15 protein-coding genes are annotated in these 15,137 nt (G+C 63.2%); 9 read left to right on the forward strand and 6 right to left on the reverse strand.

Translation table 11 applies throughout. The features are described from left to right. Positions 1-18: 18 nt before the first annotated feature. The 4 genes from BN1124_RS02250 to pspA form a co-directional block, all read right to left on the reverse strand. Positions 19-1,425, reverse strand: a complete 1,407-nt coding sequence (locus BN1124_RS02250) for a YcjX family GTP-binding protein (RefSeq protein ID WP_042638659.1) — start codon at positions 1,423-1,425, stop codon at positions 19-21. Between the two features lie 68 nt (positions 1,426-1,493). Beyond that, complete coding sequence (gene pspC, locus BN1124_RS02255) at positions 1,494-1,898, reverse strand: envelope stress response membrane protein PspC (protein WP_042638661.1); 405 nt, start codon at positions 1,896-1,898, stop codon at positions 1,494-1,496. Further along, positions 1,895-2,131, reverse strand: coding sequence for an envelope stress response membrane protein PspB (gene pspB, locus BN1124_RS02260; RefSeq protein ID WP_033129602.1), 237 nt, complete (start codon positions 2,129-2,131; stop codon positions 1,895-1,897). The genes pspC and pspB overlap by 4 nt, the downstream gene beginning before the upstream one ends. Positions 2,132-2,134: 3 nt before the next feature. Further along, the gene (gene pspA / locus BN1124_RS02265; RefSeq protein ID WP_042638662.1) at positions 2,135-2,812 is read right to left on the reverse strand and encodes a phage shock protein PspA; all 678 of its coding nucleotides are present in this window, start codon (positions 2,810-2,812) and stop codon (positions 2,135-2,137) included. 195 nt (positions 2,813-3,007) lie between these two features. Between pspA and pspF the strand changes: the two genes are divergently transcribed. From pspF to BN1124_RS02295, 7 genes are all read left to right on the forward strand, one after another. After that, positions 3,008-4,057 (forward strand): phage shock protein operon transcriptional activator, encoded by a 1,050-nt coding sequence (gene pspF / locus BN1124_RS02270; RefSeq protein ID WP_042638663.1) that lies wholly within the window; start codon positions 3,008-3,010, stop codon positions 4,055-4,057. Between the two features lie 105 nt (positions 4,058-4,162). Beyond that, positions 4,163-5,755, forward strand: a complete 1,593-nt coding sequence (sapA, locus tag BN1124_RS02275; RefSeq protein ID WP_042638665.1) for an ABC transporter substrate-binding protein SapA — start codon at positions 4,163-4,165, stop codon at positions 5,753-5,755. A 76-nt stretch (positions 5,756-5,831) separates the two neighbouring features. After that, positions 5,832-6,791, forward strand: coding sequence for an ABC transporter permease (locus tag BN1124_RS02280; RefSeq protein WP_042638666.1), 960 nt, complete (start codon positions 5,832-5,834; stop codon positions 6,789-6,791). 32 nt (positions 6,792-6,823) lie between these two features. Further along, positions 6,824-7,717, forward strand: coding sequence for an ABC transporter permease subunit (locus BN1124_RS02285; RefSeq protein ID WP_042638668.1), 894 nt, complete (start codon positions 6,824-6,826; stop codon positions 7,715-7,717). Continuing rightward, positions 7,717-7,845, forward strand: a complete 129-nt coding sequence (locus BN1124_RS21735) for a hypothetical protein (RefSeq protein WP_269429037.1) — start codon at positions 7,717-7,719, stop codon at positions 7,843-7,845. The genes BN1124_RS02285 and BN1124_RS21735 overlap by 1 nt, the downstream gene beginning before the upstream one ends. Before the next feature lie 82 nt (positions 7,846-7,927). After that, positions 7,928-8,926: a peptide ABC transporter ATP-binding protein gene (locus BN1124_RS02290; protein WP_042638670.1), complete on the forward strand. Its 999-nt coding sequence runs from the start codon at positions 7,928-7,930 to the stop codon at positions 8,924-8,926. A 142-nt stretch (positions 8,927-9,068) separates the two neighbouring features. Next, positions 9,069-9,854 carry a peptide ABC transporter ATP-binding protein gene (locus tag BN1124_RS02295; RefSeq protein ID WP_033129639.1) on the forward strand — a complete coding sequence of 262 codons (786 nt, stop codon included), beginning with the start codon at positions 9,069-9,071 and terminating at the stop codon, positions 9,852-9,854. Between the two features lie 153 nt (positions 9,855-10,007). Here the strand turns inward: BN1124_RS02295 and miaE are convergent, their stop codons facing one another. Both miaE and BN1124_RS02305 read right to left on the reverse strand, forming a co-directional pair. Next, complete coding sequence (gene miaE / locus BN1124_RS02300; RefSeq protein ID WP_042638672.1) at positions 10,008-10,766, reverse strand: tRNA isopentenyl-2-thiomethyl-A-37 hydroxylase MiaE; 759 nt, start codon at positions 10,764-10,766, stop codon at positions 10,008-10,010. Positions 10,767-10,945: 179 nt separating this feature from the next. Further along, on the reverse strand, positions 10,946-11,956 hold the full coding sequence (locus tag BN1124_RS02305) for a LacI family DNA-binding transcriptional regulator (RefSeq protein ID WP_042638673.1): 1,011 nt from the start codon (positions 11,954-11,956) through the stop codon (positions 10,946-10,948). 259 nt (positions 11,957-12,215) lie between these two features. Here BN1124_RS02305 and ascF point away from each other — a divergent pair, with 259 nt between their 5' ends. Next, positions 12,216-13,670, forward strand: coding sequence for a PTS cellobiose/arbutin/salicin transporter subunit IIBC (ascF, locus tag BN1124_RS02310; protein ID WP_042638674.1), 1,455 nt, complete (start codon positions 12,216-12,218; stop codon positions 13,668-13,670). Positions 13,671-13,703: 33 nt separating this feature from the next. Continuing rightward, positions 13,704-15,134, forward strand: a complete 1,431-nt coding sequence (locus BN1124_RS02315; protein WP_042638676.1) for a 6-phospho-beta-glucosidase — start codon at positions 13,704-13,706, stop codon at positions 15,132-15,134. The last annotated feature ends 3 nt before the right edge of the window (positions 15,135-15,137 follow it).

The following is a 15,137-nucleotide window of genomic DNA, read 5'->3' on the forward strand; positions in this document are numbered from 1 at the left end:
CGCCGATCGGCCAGCTGATTATTCGAGGTGATCCCCGAGCAGAAACTCCAGCGCCGCATCGAGCCGGATGTGGGGCAAGGCCTGATGGGCACTCATGGGCAGCGGGCGAAACGCCTGAAAATCGAAGCCCTGAGTGTTCCACCACTGGGCGGGGGGAATATGGGACGGCACCTCCCCCGGGAACAGTAGCAACGGCTCGCCCTCCAGGCTGGTGCCGCGAATGGCGGGGAACTCGCGGCCGTTGGCGATCCCCTTGCCCACCTCGGTCGCCTTGATGGCGGCGAGCGCCAGGCATTCTGTCTCTATGCCCTCGAAGCGGGCCTGGCCACGGCCACTGCTCACCAGATGTTGCAGCAGGGAGACCAGGGGCCCGTGCTGCTCCGGCGTCACGTGGTCCGCCTTGCTCGCCACGAACAACAGCTTGTCGATGCGCGGGGCGAACAGCCGGCGCCACCAGTTGCTCTTGCCGTAGGCGAAGCTCTCCATGATGCGGGCGATGGCCTGCTGCATGTCGCCGAAGCTGGCGGCGCCGGCGTTGAGGGGCTGCAGGCAGTCCACCAGCACTATCTGGCGGTCAAACCCCGCGAAGTGCTGCTCGTAGAAGCCCTGCACCAGGTGCTGCTTGTACTGCTCGAAGCGCTGCTTGAAGGTGGCATAGAGGCTGCCATCGGCGGGCTCGCCCGTGGGCTTGTCCCACACCCAGGGCACGAACTGCAGCAGTGGCGCGCCGGCATACTCCCCGGGCAACACGAAGCGGCCCGGCTGGATGAGGTGCAGGCCGAGCTCACGCTTGCAGGCGTGCAGATAATCGGTGTAGCGCTCGGCCAGCTCGCTCGCGGGTCGCTCCTCGAAGGGCTGTTCGGCCTGCCAGCGCGGTTCAAGCCAGTTGCTCGCGAGCGCTTGCAGCTCGGGGCGGCGCAGCTGCTGCTCAACCTGCTCGCTCCACTGCTCGTAGCTGAGTTCGAGCAGCGGCAAGTCCAGCAGCCACTCCCCCGGGTAGTCCACCAGATCCACGTAGAGGGTGGAGATCTCCCCCAGGTGCTTGCGCAGGGGATGGCGGGTGCGATAGCGAATTTCGAGGCGCACCTCGGCCACTCCGCGGGTCGGCTCCGGCCAGGCGGGAGGATCCCCAAACAGGGAGTCGAGCCCGCGCTCGTAGGGGAAGGTGGGAATGTGGGCATTTTGCTGGGGCACCCGGCGCGCCCCCAGGATCCGCCCCTGACGCTGAGCATCCCACAGGGGTAGCCGACCATCGATGGCCGCGTGCTCCAGCTGGTTCACCAGCGCCGTGATGAAGGCGGTCTTGCCGCTGCGGGACAGGCCGGTGACCGCCAGCCGGATGTGGCGATCCCGTACCCGGTTCACCACCTCATTGGCCTTGTGCTGCAGCACAGACCACTGCTGTTCGAGCTTGTTGCGTATCAAGGCGTGATCAATCCTCTCTGTTGTCGCACCCCGGCCCTCCCTGGCCCGGGACGCTATGGGTCATCTCATCACAGCTTGCTGAATTCCCGTTGCAAGTTGAACTCCTTGGAGGTCACCAGCTTCTCGATGCGCTGTACTCTGGGTTCGAGCGAATCCAGCTCTTGCGCGATGCGGCCCAGCGCCTGGTGGGGCGTCACCCCCGCCTGCCAGCTGCGCGACTTCATGCGCAGATCGCTGAACTCGGCATCCTTTTCCCCATAGAGGGTGACCGGCTTCTTGTCGAGCAGGAACCAGGCCGCGATGTAGGCGGTGAAGGTGATGAAGCCGGCGAAGATGAGGCCGGTGATGGCCAGCAGCCGCACTATCCAGATCTCCACCCCGAAGTAGTCGGCGAGGCCGGCGCAGATCCCCGCTATCTTGCCCCGCTGGGGGTCACGGTAGAGATTGCGACTCGTCTGATTTGACAGCGTCATACCTTGTTCCTCCAGCCGGGGACCTCGGCATCGAGAATGGATTCCAGTGCCCCCACTCGCTCCTGCATCTTCTCGGCGCGCACCAGCAGCCCTTCCAGCTGCTGCCGCTCACCGTCGGCGAGACCGACGCCGATCCGCCCCTTGGCTCGATAGTGCAACACCAGCCAGATGGGGGCCACTATCACCATGAAGACGATGAGCGGCGTCGCCAATATGCCAATGATGTCTTCCATTCGTTACTCCCCCTGCTTGGTGGCGTCGCTCTGGCCCAGCTTCTGGCGCATGGCCTCGAGTTCGCGGCTGATCTGATCGTCCACCTCCAGCTCGGCAAACTGCTGGGCCAGCGCCTTGTCGGACTGACCGAGATCGGCGCGGGCCTCCATCTCGTCGATGCGGCGCTCCATGCGCTCGAACTTGCTGACCACGGCCTGGCTGTCACCACGGGCCACCTGGCTCTGCACGTTCAAACGGCTGCTGGCCGCCTCGCTGCGAATGGCCATCGCCTTCTGGCGGGTGCGGGCGTCTTCGAGCTTGGCTTCCAGCTGGCGAATTTCGTCGCCCAGCTTGTCGATGCCGCTGTCCACCGCCTGCTGTTCACGCACCAGCGTCTCGGCCAGCTCGGTCTGTTTCTTCTTCTCGATGAGGGCGGCGCGGGCCAGATCGTCGCGACCCTTGGTCAAGGCCAGTTCGGCCTTGGCCTGCCACTCGTTCACCCGCTCCTGATGGCGGCTGACCTGGCGGCCAATCTCTTTCTGGTTCGCGAGGAAGCGGGCCAGGTTGGAGCGCTCCTTCACCAGCTCGTCTTCCATCTCCTGAATGATCAGGCGCACCATCTTCTGGGGATCTTCTGCCTTGTCGAGCAGGGCCGTCAGATTGGAATTGATGATGTCGGCCAGGCGGGAAAAAATACTCATGACTCTACTCCTGTGATGGGCATTGGGTTGTTTCTCCATTGACAATGGCAACTTGTGTGCCAATCTGGAACGAATTTTAACTCATTGATTTATATGGGCACACTTCATGAGTTTCAAGTCACTCGGAACAACGGGTGATAAAAATCACTAACTTTTGGTAAGATTGACCAGATTTTTCAACGAGCGGGTATCAGGATGAGCACAGACACGGAAAGCCTGTTGGGTGAGTCCAACGCGTTTCTCGAGATCATTGAGCAGACCTCGCGACTGGCGCCCCTGCGCAAACCCGTGCTGATCATCGGCGAGCGAGGGACCGGCAAGGAGCTCATCGCTCACCGCCTACATTATCTCTCGGCCCGCTGGGATCAAAGCTTTGTCACCATCAACTGCGCCACCCTGAGCGAGAGCCTGCTGGAAACTGAGCTGTTCGGCCACGAGGCGGGCGCCTTCACCGGTGCGGCCAAGCGCCATCAGGGCCGGTTCGAGCGCGCCGATGGCGGCACCCTGTTCCTCGACGAGCTGGCCACCACCAGCGCCCGGGTGCAGGAGAAACTGCTGCGGGTCATCGAATATGGCGAGTTCGAGCGGGTGGGCGGTGCCAAGCCGCTCAAGGTGGATGTGCGACTGGTGTGCGCCACCAACGAGGATCTGCCGGCGCTGGCCGAGCGGGGTCAGTTTCGCCACGATCTGCTGGATCGGCTGGCGTTCGACGTCATCACCCTGCCCCCCCTGCGGGAGCGGCGGGACGACATCCTGATGCTGGCGGAGCACTTCGCCCACAGCATGACCCGGGAGCTGGGCTATCCGCTGTTTGCCGGGTTCTCTCGCAAGGCGACCCAGCTGCTGCTGGACTACCCCTGGCCCGGCAACGTGCGGGAGCTCAAAAACGTGGTGGAGCGCAGCCTCTATCGCCAGGGCAATCCGCAGTTGCCGCTGGCGGAGCTGGTGATCAATCCCTTCGATTCCCCCTGGCGCCCCCGGGCCCGGACCGAGGCCCAGGCCACCGACTCAGCCGGACCTGCGACGTCAGGGGGGCGTCAGGCCCCCGCCCTGCCGCTGGATCTCAAGAGCACGGTCGCTGAGTTCGAAGTCAATTTACTCAAGCAAGCGATGCAGCAATCCCAGTATAATCAGCGCAAAGCGGCCGATCTGCTGGCCCTGAGCTACCACCAGTTCAGGGGTATGTTACGTAAATACCAGCTGCTCGAGGGGGATGACAACAATGGCAACACTGAGATCGGCTGATCCCTCCGGGATGCCCTGCCCGGCAGGCACCCGCAACGCGCCCGCCCTCCCGCGGGCAACCTTGCATGAACACATTTCGCATGAAGACATGGCTCCACAATGAGAATGCTCACACCACTGCTGCTCGGTCTCCTGGTACTCACCGGCTGTCAGAAACAAGACGATGCCTCGAAGACGGGGCTCATCTACTGCGCCGACGGGGCGCCCCAGACCTTCAACCCGCAGCTCGCCAACTCGGGTATGACCCTGGATGCCAGTGCCCGCCCGCTCTACGATCGCCTGCTTGAGGTCAATGCCAATACCCTGAGCCTGGAGGGGGGCCTTGCCACCGCCTGGCGCAGCAGCGAGGACGGGCTGACCTACACTCTCAGCCTGCGCAAGGGGGTCACCTTCCATCGCACCCCCTGGTTCAGCCCCTCGCGCCAGTTCAACGCCGACGACGTGCTGTTCACCTATCATCGCCTGCTGGACGAGCATCACCCCTACCACGCCATCTCCGGCGGCGAGTACCCCTATTTTTACAGCATGGGGCTGGCCTCCCTCATCAAGCGGGTCGACAAGCACGGGCCCCACGAGGTGGTGTTCGAGCTCAACCGGCCGGATGCCTCCTTCCTCGCGACCCTGGCCAGCGACTACGCCATCGTGCTCTCCGCCGAGTATGGCGAGCAGATGTTCAAGGCCGGCACCCCCGAGCTGCTCGACAGCCGCCCCATAGGAACGGGCCCCTTCAGCTTCAAGGAGTACCGTCACAACGAGTTCGTGCGCTACCTGCGCCACCCCGGTTACTGGGGCGGTGAGGCCAAGATTGAGCAACTGGTCTACGACATCACCCCCAGATCGTCCAAGCGGCTCGCCAAGCTGCTGACCGGCGAGTGCGATGTGATGAGCACCCCCTCCGCCAGCCAGCTGTCGGTGATCGACAAGGACTCCCACCTCAATCTGTCGGTGCAGTCGGGCATGAACGTCGCCTTCCTGGCCCTCAATACCCGCAAGGCCCCCTTCAACAAGGTGCAAGTCCGTCAGGCGCTGGCCAGCGCCATCAACGTGCAGAACCTGCTGCAGGCGGTCTATTTCGAAACCGGGCAGCCCGCTACCAGCCTGCTGCCGCCGCTCTCCTGGGGTTACAATCCCTCCCTGCCACTGCGCAAGCCGGATCTGCCCCTCGCCCGCAAGCTGCTCAAGGAGGTCGGGCTGGAGCAGGGCTTCGAGATGCAGGTGCTGGTGCAGCCGGGAGCCCGTCCCTACAACCCGGACGGCCTCAAGACCGCCCAACTGATGCGCAGCGATCTCGCCAAGATAGGGGTGAAGCTGAAAATCGTGCAGCAAGCCTGGCCCGTCATCGAGACCCGGCTCGCCAAGGGGCAATACGACAGCCTGCTGTCCGGCTGGATCGCCGACAACGCCGATCCGGACAATTTCTTCCGCCAACTGCTGAGCTGCGCCGCCGTCGAGCGGGGCAACAACTACAGCCGCTGGTGCAGCCCGGCCTTCGATCAGCTGCTGGACGATGCGGTGACCACCCCTCAGCTCGCCTTCCGCCTGCGCAATTACTACTATGCCCAGACCCTGCTCAATGAGCAGTTGCCACTCATCCCCCTGGCCCATGCCCTGCGCACCCAGGTGAGCCGCAGCGACATCGAGGGGCTGACCCTGATGCCCTTCGGTGGCACCACCTTCAACCAGGCCCATCGGGAGTGAGCATGCGGTTCGATATCCATTCCATCCCTGACCGGCCTTGCCGGTCATCGGCCAGCCAGCGGGCGGAGGCATAACCATGTTCTTTTATATTCTGCGCCGCATCACCCTGCTGCTCATCACCCTGCTGGTGCTGACCCTGGCGACCTATCTGCTGGAGTTTCGTCTCATCGGCCAGGCGCTGGACATCTGGCAAGGCTACCCGGACTTCCTGCAGCGCATCTTCGCCGGTGACTTCGGCCTCTCCAGCGTCTCCGGCCAGCCGGTGCTGGACGAAATTCGTCACTACTTCCCGGCGACCCTGACCCTGTGTCTCGCGGCCTTCGCCATCTCCCTGCTGGTGGGCATTCCGCTCGGCACCCTGGCCGCCCTCTATCAGGGGCGCGGGCTCGATCTCTCCATCATGGCCGCCGGTCTCATCGGCTACGCCGTGCCGGTATTCTGGCTCGCCTTGCTGATGGTGATGTTGTTCTCGCTGGATCTCGGCTGGTTGCCCGCCTCCGGCCAGATCAGCCTGCTCTACGACGTGCCCTCCATCACCGGCATCGCCATCGTCGATGTGCTGCTGAGTCACGAACCCTGGCGTGACGCCGCCTTGCACGATGCCTTGCGCCATCTGGTGCTGCCGTCTCTGGTGCTGGCGGTGGTGCCCACCACAGAGGTGATCCGCCACGTGCGCAGCTCCCTCATCGACGTGATGAAGCAGAACTACATCAAGGCTGCGGCGAGCCGGGGCCTCTCCCGCCGCCAGATCGTCTGGCGCCACGGCCTCAAGAATGCCCTGCCACCGGTGCTGCCGCTGCTCGGCCTGCAGCTTGGCAGCGTGCTCACCTCCGCCATGATCACCGAATTCGTGTTCGACTGGCCCGGCATCGGTCGCTGGCTGGTCAACAGCATAGCGCTGCAGGACTACGCCGCTATCCGGGGCGCCTTCCTGGTGGTGGCCAGCTTCGTGATCTTCATCAGCGTCAGCACCGAGTTGCTCACCACCATCATGTATCCGGCACGGCGTAAAGAACTCTATGCAAAACAAGACTAAACCTGTCCAGCACCTGGGCTGGAGCCTGACTCATGCAAGATAAATCGAACATCTACCCGGAGCTCAGGATCCTCTCCCCCCTGGAGCAGACTTGGGCCTCCTATAGGCGCAACCCGCTGGCCATGGCCGGTCTCTGGTGTTTCGTGCTGCTGTTGCTGGTTACCCTGGTGGGCCCTTTGGTGGTGCCCTATGGCATCGACGATCAACACAGCAGCCGCCTGCTGCTTGAGCCTTCCTGGGCCAGCACCGGCAACATCGACTACTTCCTCGGCACTGACGATCTGGGCCGCGACATCCTCTCGCGCCTGGTGGTGGGTGCCCGCCTCACCTTCGGCAACGCCCTGCTGGTGGTGGTGATTGCCCTCGTGGTTGGCTCCACCATCGGCATCCTCGGCGGCATGAGCAAGGGGGTCAAATCGAGCGTGCTGCACCACCTGCTCGACACCCTGCTCTCCATCCCCTCCCTGCTGCTGGCCATCATTGTGGTCGCCATCTTGGGGCCAGGGCTGTTCAACACCCTGATCGCCATCACGCTGGCGCTCATCCCCCCCTTTATCCGGGCGACCTACAACGCGGTCCACGCCGAGATGCAGAAGGAGTACATCATCGCCAGCCGCCTCGATGGCTCGCCCCCCTGGCGGATCATGCGTCTGGCCATCCTGCCGAACATCGTCGAGACCCTGGTGGCGCAGACCACCCGCACCCTGTCTGCCGCCATTCTGGACATCTCGGCGGTGGGCTTCCTCGGCCTCGGCGCCCAGTCGCCCCAGCCCGAGTGGGGCGCCATGCTGGCGGATTCGAGCGATCTCATCTATCTGGCCCCCTGGACAGTGACCCTGCCGGGCATGGCCATCCTGTTCAGCGTGCTGGTGACCAATTTAGTGGGTGAAGGCATTCGCGAAGCACTCAAAGAGGGGAACGATTGATGCAGCGCTCTCTGCCCAAGATAGACATGTTCACCCTTGGCCCCTGCCCATTCCTGTACGGCGTGCTGGTCAACCGATCACTGGTGGGTGAAGGCATTCGCGAAGCGCTCAAAGAGGGGAACGATTGATGATCCCGTTGCTCTATACCATCAAGGACGGCATCTCCCCGATGCAACCCGCCGTGCCACAGCCTCATGAGGAGCGCCACTGATGCCCTTGCTCGATATACGCAACCTCACCATCGAGATCGACACGCCTCAGGGCAAGGTCAAGGCGGTGGACAGGGTCAGCCTGACCCTGAACGAGGGGGAAATTCGCGGTCTGGTCGGAGAGTCGGGCTCCGGCAAGAGCCTGGTGGCCAAGGTGATCGTCGGCATCCAGAAGGACAACTGGATAGTGCGCGCCGACCGGATGCGCTTCAACGACATGGACTTGCTGACCATGGCCCCCAAGGAGCGGCGCCGCATCATGGGCCGGGAGATCGCCATGATCTTTCAGGATCCCATCAGCTGCCTCGATCCGTCCGAGGAGATAGGCACCCAGCTGGAGGAGGCCATCCCCACCAGCGCCTTCGTCGGCAAGTTCTGGCAGCGCTTCCAGTGGCGCAAGAAGCGGGCCATCGCCCTGCTGCACAGAGTCGGCGTCAAGGATCACCGCAAGGTGATGCGGGCCTATCCCCACGAGCTGTCGGACGGCATGTGCCAGAAGGTGATGATCGCCATGGCCATCGCCAATCAGCCGCGCCTGCTGGTGGCCGACGAGCCCACCAGCGCCATGGAGTCCACCACCCACTCCCAGATCCTGCGGCTGCTGGACAAGATGAACAAGCTGGGCAACACCACCATCCTGATCATCAGCAACGACATCGCCGCCATCGCGAACCTGACCGACACCATCAACATCATGTACTGCGGCCAGATGGTGGAGGTGGGCACCCGGGATCAGATCCTGGAATCCCCCCACCATCCCTATACGGATGCCCTGCTCAAATCCATCCCCGACTTTGACAAGCTGGTGCGCCACAAGTCCCGGCTCGAGACCCTGCCCGGGGTGATACCGCCGCTGCAACACCTGCCCATCGGCTGCCGGCTCGGCCCCCGCTGCCCCTATGCCCAGAAGCAGTGCGTGCAGACGCCGCTGATGAGCAAGATCAAGGGCCATCAGTTCAGTTGTCACTTCCCGCTGAACATGGAAGAGCCGAAGAAATGATCCGGGCCCATTCTCAATCGCTGACCCTTGATGTTCCCCGAGTGCAGATATCCTATTCTGCCGAGCCGGAGCGATTCAACAGCATCAACATGAGCAGTTTTCAGCCTGTGGCAGCCTATTGCGCCATAAAGGAGCCAATACAGTGATCGAACCCGCTCTGTTACAGGTCAGAGGCCTGTGCAAGACCTATCAGAATCGCACCGGTCTGTTCCGGCGCCAGGCGGTGGAGGCCATCAAGCCGCTCTCGTTCGATCTCGGCGTGGGCCAGACCCTGGCCATCGTCGGCGAGGCGGGCTCCGGCAAGAGCACCCTAGCCCGTATCCTGGCGGGCATGATAGAGCCGAGCGGCGGCGAGATCGCCGTCGAGGGCCAGCGCCTGGTGCACGGGGATTATCAGACCCGTTGCAAGCTGCTGCGGATGATCTTTCAGGATCCCAACACCTCTCTTAACCGAAAAATTCGGGTCGGCCAGATCCTGGAGACGCCCCTGCGCCTCAACACCGAGATGAGCGAAGAGGAGCGCCGCGACAAGGTGGTGCAGACCCTGCGCATGGTGGGCATGCTGGCGGATCACGCGCTCTTCTACCCGCAGATGCTCTCCGCCGGTCAGCAACAACGGGTGGGGCTGGCACGGGCGCTGATCCTCAACCCCAAGATAGTGGTGGCGGACGAGGCGTTGTCGACTCTGGATATCTCGGTGCGCTCCCAGATCATCAACCTGCTGTTGGAGATGCAGGAGACCATGGGGCTGAGCTATGTGCTGGTGGCCAACGATCTGGGCATCGTCAGCCACATCAGCGACGAGGTGCTGGTGATGCACGACGGCCGGGTGGTGGAACGCGGCAAGACCCTCAAGGTGTTTGCCGATCCCCAGCACGAGGTGACCCGCCGCCTCATTCAGAACTACAACAACGAATACCGCCGCTGATCCCCGGGTCGATGGCGCCATCGACCCTGCTCCCTTTCTGCGCCATAAAAAAAACCCGGCCTGATGTCGCATCAGTAGCCGGGGATTGCGCTCAAAAAAATGATTGCGTCGCTCGTAGTAGGAACACCGCGATAGTAGGTGGCCCCCGCTGGCTCAACAACTGTCAAATCTGACAGGCAGTCCGCTATGGAACCTGAACTGCGGATCCGGCGAGCAGATGAGCTCGGCCTCGATGGCGCCGAAGAAGGCCACCCGCTCGCTGATGTCCTCCCCCGCATATTGCTCCGCCAGGGCCAGATAGTCCTGGTAGTGGCGCGCCTCGGAGCGCAGCAAGGAGACATAGAAGCGGCCAAGCTCCTCGTCCAAGTGCGGCGCCAGTTTGGCGAAACGCTCGCAGGAGCGCGCTTCTATGTAGGCGCCGATGATCATCTTGTCCACCACGGCGGCCGGCTCGTAGGTGCGCACATGGGTGAGCAGGCTGCGGGCGTAGCGTGACGCGCTGACCGGGCCGTAGGCAATGCCGCGTGCCTGCATCAACTCCAGCACCTGCTCGAAGTGGTGCAGCTCCTCCTGGATGAGCCGCACCATGGGGAATAACAGCGGATTGCGCTCCAGCTCGGCAAACACGCTCTTGTCCATCTCCCCCATGGTGCGCTTGCCCAGGATCTCCGCCTTCTCGGGAATGGCGTCCAGCTCACGGTAAAACTCGAGTTTGGGCAGCAGGTGACGCTTGCCCTTGGGCAGGCAGTAGCGGCGCACCAGGCTGTGAGCGGTCAGGGCGGCCTTGTTCTCGCAGTTGGCGTGATCGATGAGCAGGGTCGGCAACTGGGCGGGATCCCGCGCCATCTCCACCCACTCATCCGGGGTCTCACAATGCAGGAACTGGCGAACGGGGGCTAGCAGGTCATCCATCTGAACTCTTGTACTCTCTGGTTGGCGTTGATTGGCATAGGTTGATGCGGCTTGATAAGGCTTGGCTTGATATGCCAGCGTTCGCGAAGGGGGCTCATGCTAACGGATCCCGCCCCGCCTGCCCACCTCTTGGTGGCGCACCGCTTGGTGGAGCACCTCTTGATAGAACAAGAATGGCCTCACTCCAGCAGGCGCTTGAGGGAGTCGCGCCGGATCAGCTTGCCGCTGAAGGAGGGTGGCTCACCGGCCTCCCCCTCCTCCACCATGGTGATCAGCCGGCTGATGGTCTCCTGGATCATCTCGGTCACCGGCATCTTGACGCTGGCCAGCGAAGGAATGACGTAGGGCGCCAGGGCGATGTCATCAAACCCCACCACGGAGACCTGCTCCGGCACCGACATGCCAGCCTGGTGCAACTGCTTGATGGCGCCGATCGCCATGTCGTCGTTGCTGGCCACCAAGGCGCTGAAATTGGTCCCTCGTCCCAGCAGGGTCGAGACCCCGGCCGCGCCGCAGGCGGGGGTCCACTTGCCTTGCGCGATCAATTCGTCGCGCAGCGGGATCCCGTGACGGGCCAGGGCCTGCCGGTAGCCGGCCAGCCGCTCGATGCCGGTCGGCGAATCCGCCGAGCCGGTGATGAAGGCGATGTCGGTGTGCCCCATCTCCACCAGTTTATCCACCACGGCCGCGGCGGCGGCCTGTTGATCGGAGTAGACGCAATGGCGGTGGTGGCGCCGCAACTTGCGGTTGAGCACCATGATGGGCTGGGGATGCTGCTCTATGATCTCGTCCATCTCCTCGACGCTCAGGAAGCGCGGGTAGATGATGATGCCGTCACAGCGCAGATCCAGCAGATACTGGATGGCCTGACGCTCCTCCTCGGCACTGTGCTTGCCATCGGCCAGGATCAGCTGGCGACCGCGATCCTCGGTCATCCGCGCCGCATGGGAGAGCAGCTCGCTGAAATAGACGCCGTGATACAAGGTGTTGGTCACCACCAACCCCAGGGTCTGGGTGTTCTTGGTCGCCAGCTGTCTGGCCAGCAGGTTGGGGCGATAACCGCTCTCCTCGATGGCCTGGAACACCCGGTCCCGGGTCTCCTGGCTGGTGTAGCCATTGCCCGACAACACGCGAGAGACCGTCGCCTTCGACACCCCTGCCCGCCTTGCCACCTCCAGCATCGTCGTCATCTTGCTCCATCCCGTTATGCTTGACGGGCCGCAGTGTACTGCACCGGCCTGGGGTTGTCGTAGCAAGAATGCAGGCAGGAGGGGTCATTGAGTGATCCCATTCACGGATCTGCACAATGATCGGGGGACCATCTTGTATCGCAGAAAGAAACTGAGCACTCTATGTGGAACCGGTTCCACACATGCAGTTTCACACCGTCCATCCCCACACCACTGGCGGGCTATGGCCGGTCTCTCTTGGTCAAAAAGGATAAACCAGATGTCAAAAAACTATGCGGCCCTGGCCAGTGCCGTCGTCAGTGCCCTGGGGGGAGCGGACAACATCGTCGCGGTCACCCACTGCATGACGCGCCTGCGCTTCGTCTTGAAGGATGCAAGCCGAGTGGACAACCCCGCCCTGAAAGCCACCAGCGGGGTGATGGGGGTGGTGAACAATGACAACCAGTGCCAGGTGATCATCGGCAACATGGTGTCCCACGCCTACCGCGAGGTGCTCGCCCGACTGCCACAAGACGCACAGGGCGCACCACAAGAAGAGGTGAAAGCCGGTTTCAGCCTCAAGCGCCTCGGCGCCGGCATCCTCGACGCCCTGATCGGCACCATGTCGCCGCTCATTCCGGCCATCATCGGCGGCTCCATGGTCAAGCTTTTGGCCATGGTGCTCAGCATGAGCGGCATGGTGGAGGTCACCTCCCCCAGCTACATCATCCTCAACGCCATCGGCGACGGCGCCTTCTTCTTCCTGCCCCTGATGGTCGCCGCCTCGGCGGCGGTCAAGTTCAAGACCAACATGTCGCTCGCCATCGCCGGCGTGCTGGTGCACCCGAGCTTCATCGAGCTGATGGCCAGGGCCGCCCAGGGGGAGCAGGTCAGCTTCGGCTTTATCCCGGTCACCGCGGTGAAATACACCTACACCGTCATCCCGGCCCTGGTGATGACCTGGTGCCTCTCTTACATAGAGCGCTGGGTTGACCGCATCACTCCGGCGGTGACCAAGAACTTCTTGAAACCCATGCTGATCGTGCTGATCGCGGCGCCCCTCGCCATCCTGCTGATCGGCCCCATCGGCATCTGGATCGGCACCGCCATCTCCGGCCTGGTCTACACAGTCCACGACTACCTCGGCTGGCTGTCGGTGGCCATCATGGGGGCCCTGTGGCCGCTGTTGGTGATGACCGGCATGCACCGCGTCTTCACTCCGACCATCATCCAGACCATCGCCGAGACCGGCAAGGAAGGCATGGTGATGCCCTCCGAGATCGGCGCCAACCTCTCCCTCGGCGGCTCCTCCCTGGCGGTGGCCTGGCGTACCAAGAACCCCGAGCTGCGCCAGACCGCGCTGGCGGCGGCGGCCTCCGCCATCATGGCGGGGATCTCCGAGCCCGCGCTCTACGGGGTGGCCCTGCGCCTGAAACGGCCGCTCATCGCCAGCCTCATCAGCGGCTTCATCTGTGGCGCCGTGGCCGGCATGGCCGGGCTGGCCAGCCACTCCATGGCGGCACCGGGTCTCTTCACCAGCGTCCAGTTCTTCGATCCGGCCAACCCCATGAGCATCGCCTGGGTGTTCGGGGTCATGGCGCTCTCTGTGGTGCTCTCCTTCGTGCTCACCCTGCTGATGGGCTTTGAAGACATTCCGGTGCAGGAGGAGCACCCTAAGGCCGCCTCCGATGAGACAGTGCCGACGCTGCAGGTCAAGACGGCCGCCAGCCTGTGAATTCGCATCATCCGACATGACAAGAGGTAACAGATGTCGTTAGCAAGATTTCCCCGAGACTTCCTCTGGGGCGGCGCCCTGGCCGCCAACCAGGCGGAGGGGGGCTACCGTGAGGGAGGCAAGGGCCTGACCACGGTCGACATGATCCCCCACGGCCCGAACCGCATGGCGGTGAAACTCGGCCAGGAGCAGCGCTTCACCCTGCGAGACGACGAGTATTATCCGAGCCACGACGCCATCGATTTTTATCACCGCTACCAAGAAGACATAGCGCTGATGGCCGAGATGGGCTTCACGGTGTTTCGCACCTCCATCGCCTGGGCCCGGCTCTATCCCAAGGGGGACGAGCAAGCGCCCAACCCCGAGGGCATCGCCTTCTACCGGGCGGTGTTCGAGGAGTGCAAGAAGTACGGCATCGAGCCGCTGGTGACCCTGTGCCACTTCGACGTGCCCATGCACCTGGTGGTGGAGTACGGCTCCTGGCGCAACCGCAAGATGGTGGAGTTTTTCACCCGCTACGCGCGCACCTGCTTCGAGCAATTCGATGGCCTGGTGAAGTACTGGCTCACCTTCAACGAGATCAACATCATGCTGCACAGTCCCTTCTCCGGGGCCGGGCTGGTGTTCGACGCGGGTGAAGATCAGGAGCAGGTGAAGTATCAGGCGGCCCACCACGAGCTGGTTGCCAGCGCCCTGGCGACCCAAATTGCCCACGAGGTGAACCCGCACAACCAGGTGGGCTGCATGCTGGCGGGGGGCAACTTCTACCCCTACTCCTGCAAGCCAGAGGATGTGTGGGCCGCGATCCAGAAGGAGCGGGAGAACCTGCTGTTCATCGACGTGCAGGCCCGCGGCGCCTACCCGGCCTATGCCGCCAGCCTGTTTCGCGAGAAGGGCGTGACCCTGATCAAGGAGCCGGGAGATGACGAGATCCTCAAACACACCGTCGACTTCGTCTCCTTCAGCTACTACGCCTCCCGCTGCGCCTCCGCCGAGATGAACGCGGGCAACACCAGCGCCGCCAACGTGGTCAAGTCCCTGCGCAACCCTCACATCAAGGTAAGCGAATGGGGCTGGGGTATAGATCCCCTCGGCCTGCGCATCACCATGAATACCCTGTACGATCGCTATCAGAAACCGCTGTTTCTGGTGGAGAACGGCCTGGGCGCCGTCGATGAGCCGAATGAGCAGGGCGAGATCGAGGACGATTACCGCATCGCTTACCTGCGCGAGCACATCAGCGCCATGGGGGACGCCATCGGTGACGGCATCCCGCTCTTGGGCTACACCAGCTGGGGCTGCATCGATCTGGTGGCCGCCTCCACCGGCGAGATGAGCAAGCGCTACGGCTTCGTGTATGTGGACAGGGACGACGCCGGCAAGGGCACCCTGGCGCGCAGGCGCAAGAAGTCGTTCTGGTGGTACAAGAAGGTGATCGCCAGCCACGGGGAAGATCTGGCCTGAGAT

The sequence above is a fragment of the Aeromonas eucrenophila genome, assembly GCF_000819865.1.
GTDB lineage: Bacteria > Pseudomonadota > Gammaproteobacteria > Enterobacterales > Aeromonadaceae > Aeromonas > Aeromonas eucrenophila.

Bases quoted from the DNA above. Each gene is read 5' to 3' on its own strand.
- pspC (WP_042638661.1), bottom strand. From the start codon at position 1,898: ATGACGCTGTCAAATCAGACGAGTCGCAATCTCTACCGTGACCCCCAG.
- pspB (WP_033129602.1), bottom strand. From the start codon at position 2,131: ATGGAAGACATCATTGGCATATTGGCGACGCCGCTCATCGTCTTCATG.
- pspA (WP_042638662.1), bottom strand. From the start codon at position 2,812: ATGAGTATTTTTTCCCGCCTGGCCGACATCATCAATTCCAATCTGACG.
- pspF (WP_042638663.1), top strand. From the start codon at position 3,008: ATGAGCACAGACACGGAAAGCCTGTTGGGTGAGTCCAACGCGTTTCTC.
- sapA (WP_042638665.1), top strand. From the start codon at position 4,163: ATGCTCACACCACTGCTGCTCGGTCTCCTGGTACTCACCGGCTGTCAG.
- BN1124_RS02280 (WP_042638666.1), top strand. From the start codon at position 5,832: ATGTTCTTTTATATTCTGCGCCGCATCACCCTGCTGCTCATCACCCTG.
- BN1124_RS02285 (WP_042638668.1), top strand. From the start codon at position 6,824: ATGCAAGATAAATCGAACATCTACCCGGAGCTCAGGATCCTCTCCCCC.
- BN1124_RS21735 (WP_269429037.1), top strand. From the start codon at position 7,717: ATGCAGCGCTCTCTGCCCAAGATAGACATGTTCACCCTTGGCCCCTGC.
- BN1124_RS02290 (WP_042638670.1), top strand. From the start codon at position 7,928: ATGCCCTTGCTCGATATACGCAACCTCACCATCGAGATCGACACGCCT.
- miaE (WP_042638672.1), bottom strand. From the start codon at position 10,766: ATGGATGACCTGCTAGCCCCCGTTCGCCAGTTCCTGCATTGTGAGACC.
- BN1124_RS02305 (WP_042638673.1), bottom strand. From the start codon at position 11,956: ATGACGACGATGCTGGAGGTGGCAAGGCGGGCAGGGGTGTCGAAGGCG.
- ascF (WP_042638674.1), top strand. From the start codon at position 12,216: ATGTCAAAAAACTATGCGGCCCTGGCCAGTGCCGTCGTCAGTGCCCTG.
- BN1124_RS02315 (WP_042638676.1), top strand. From the start codon at position 13,704: ATGTCGTTAGCAAGATTTCCCCGAGACTTCCTCTGGGGCGGCGCCCTG.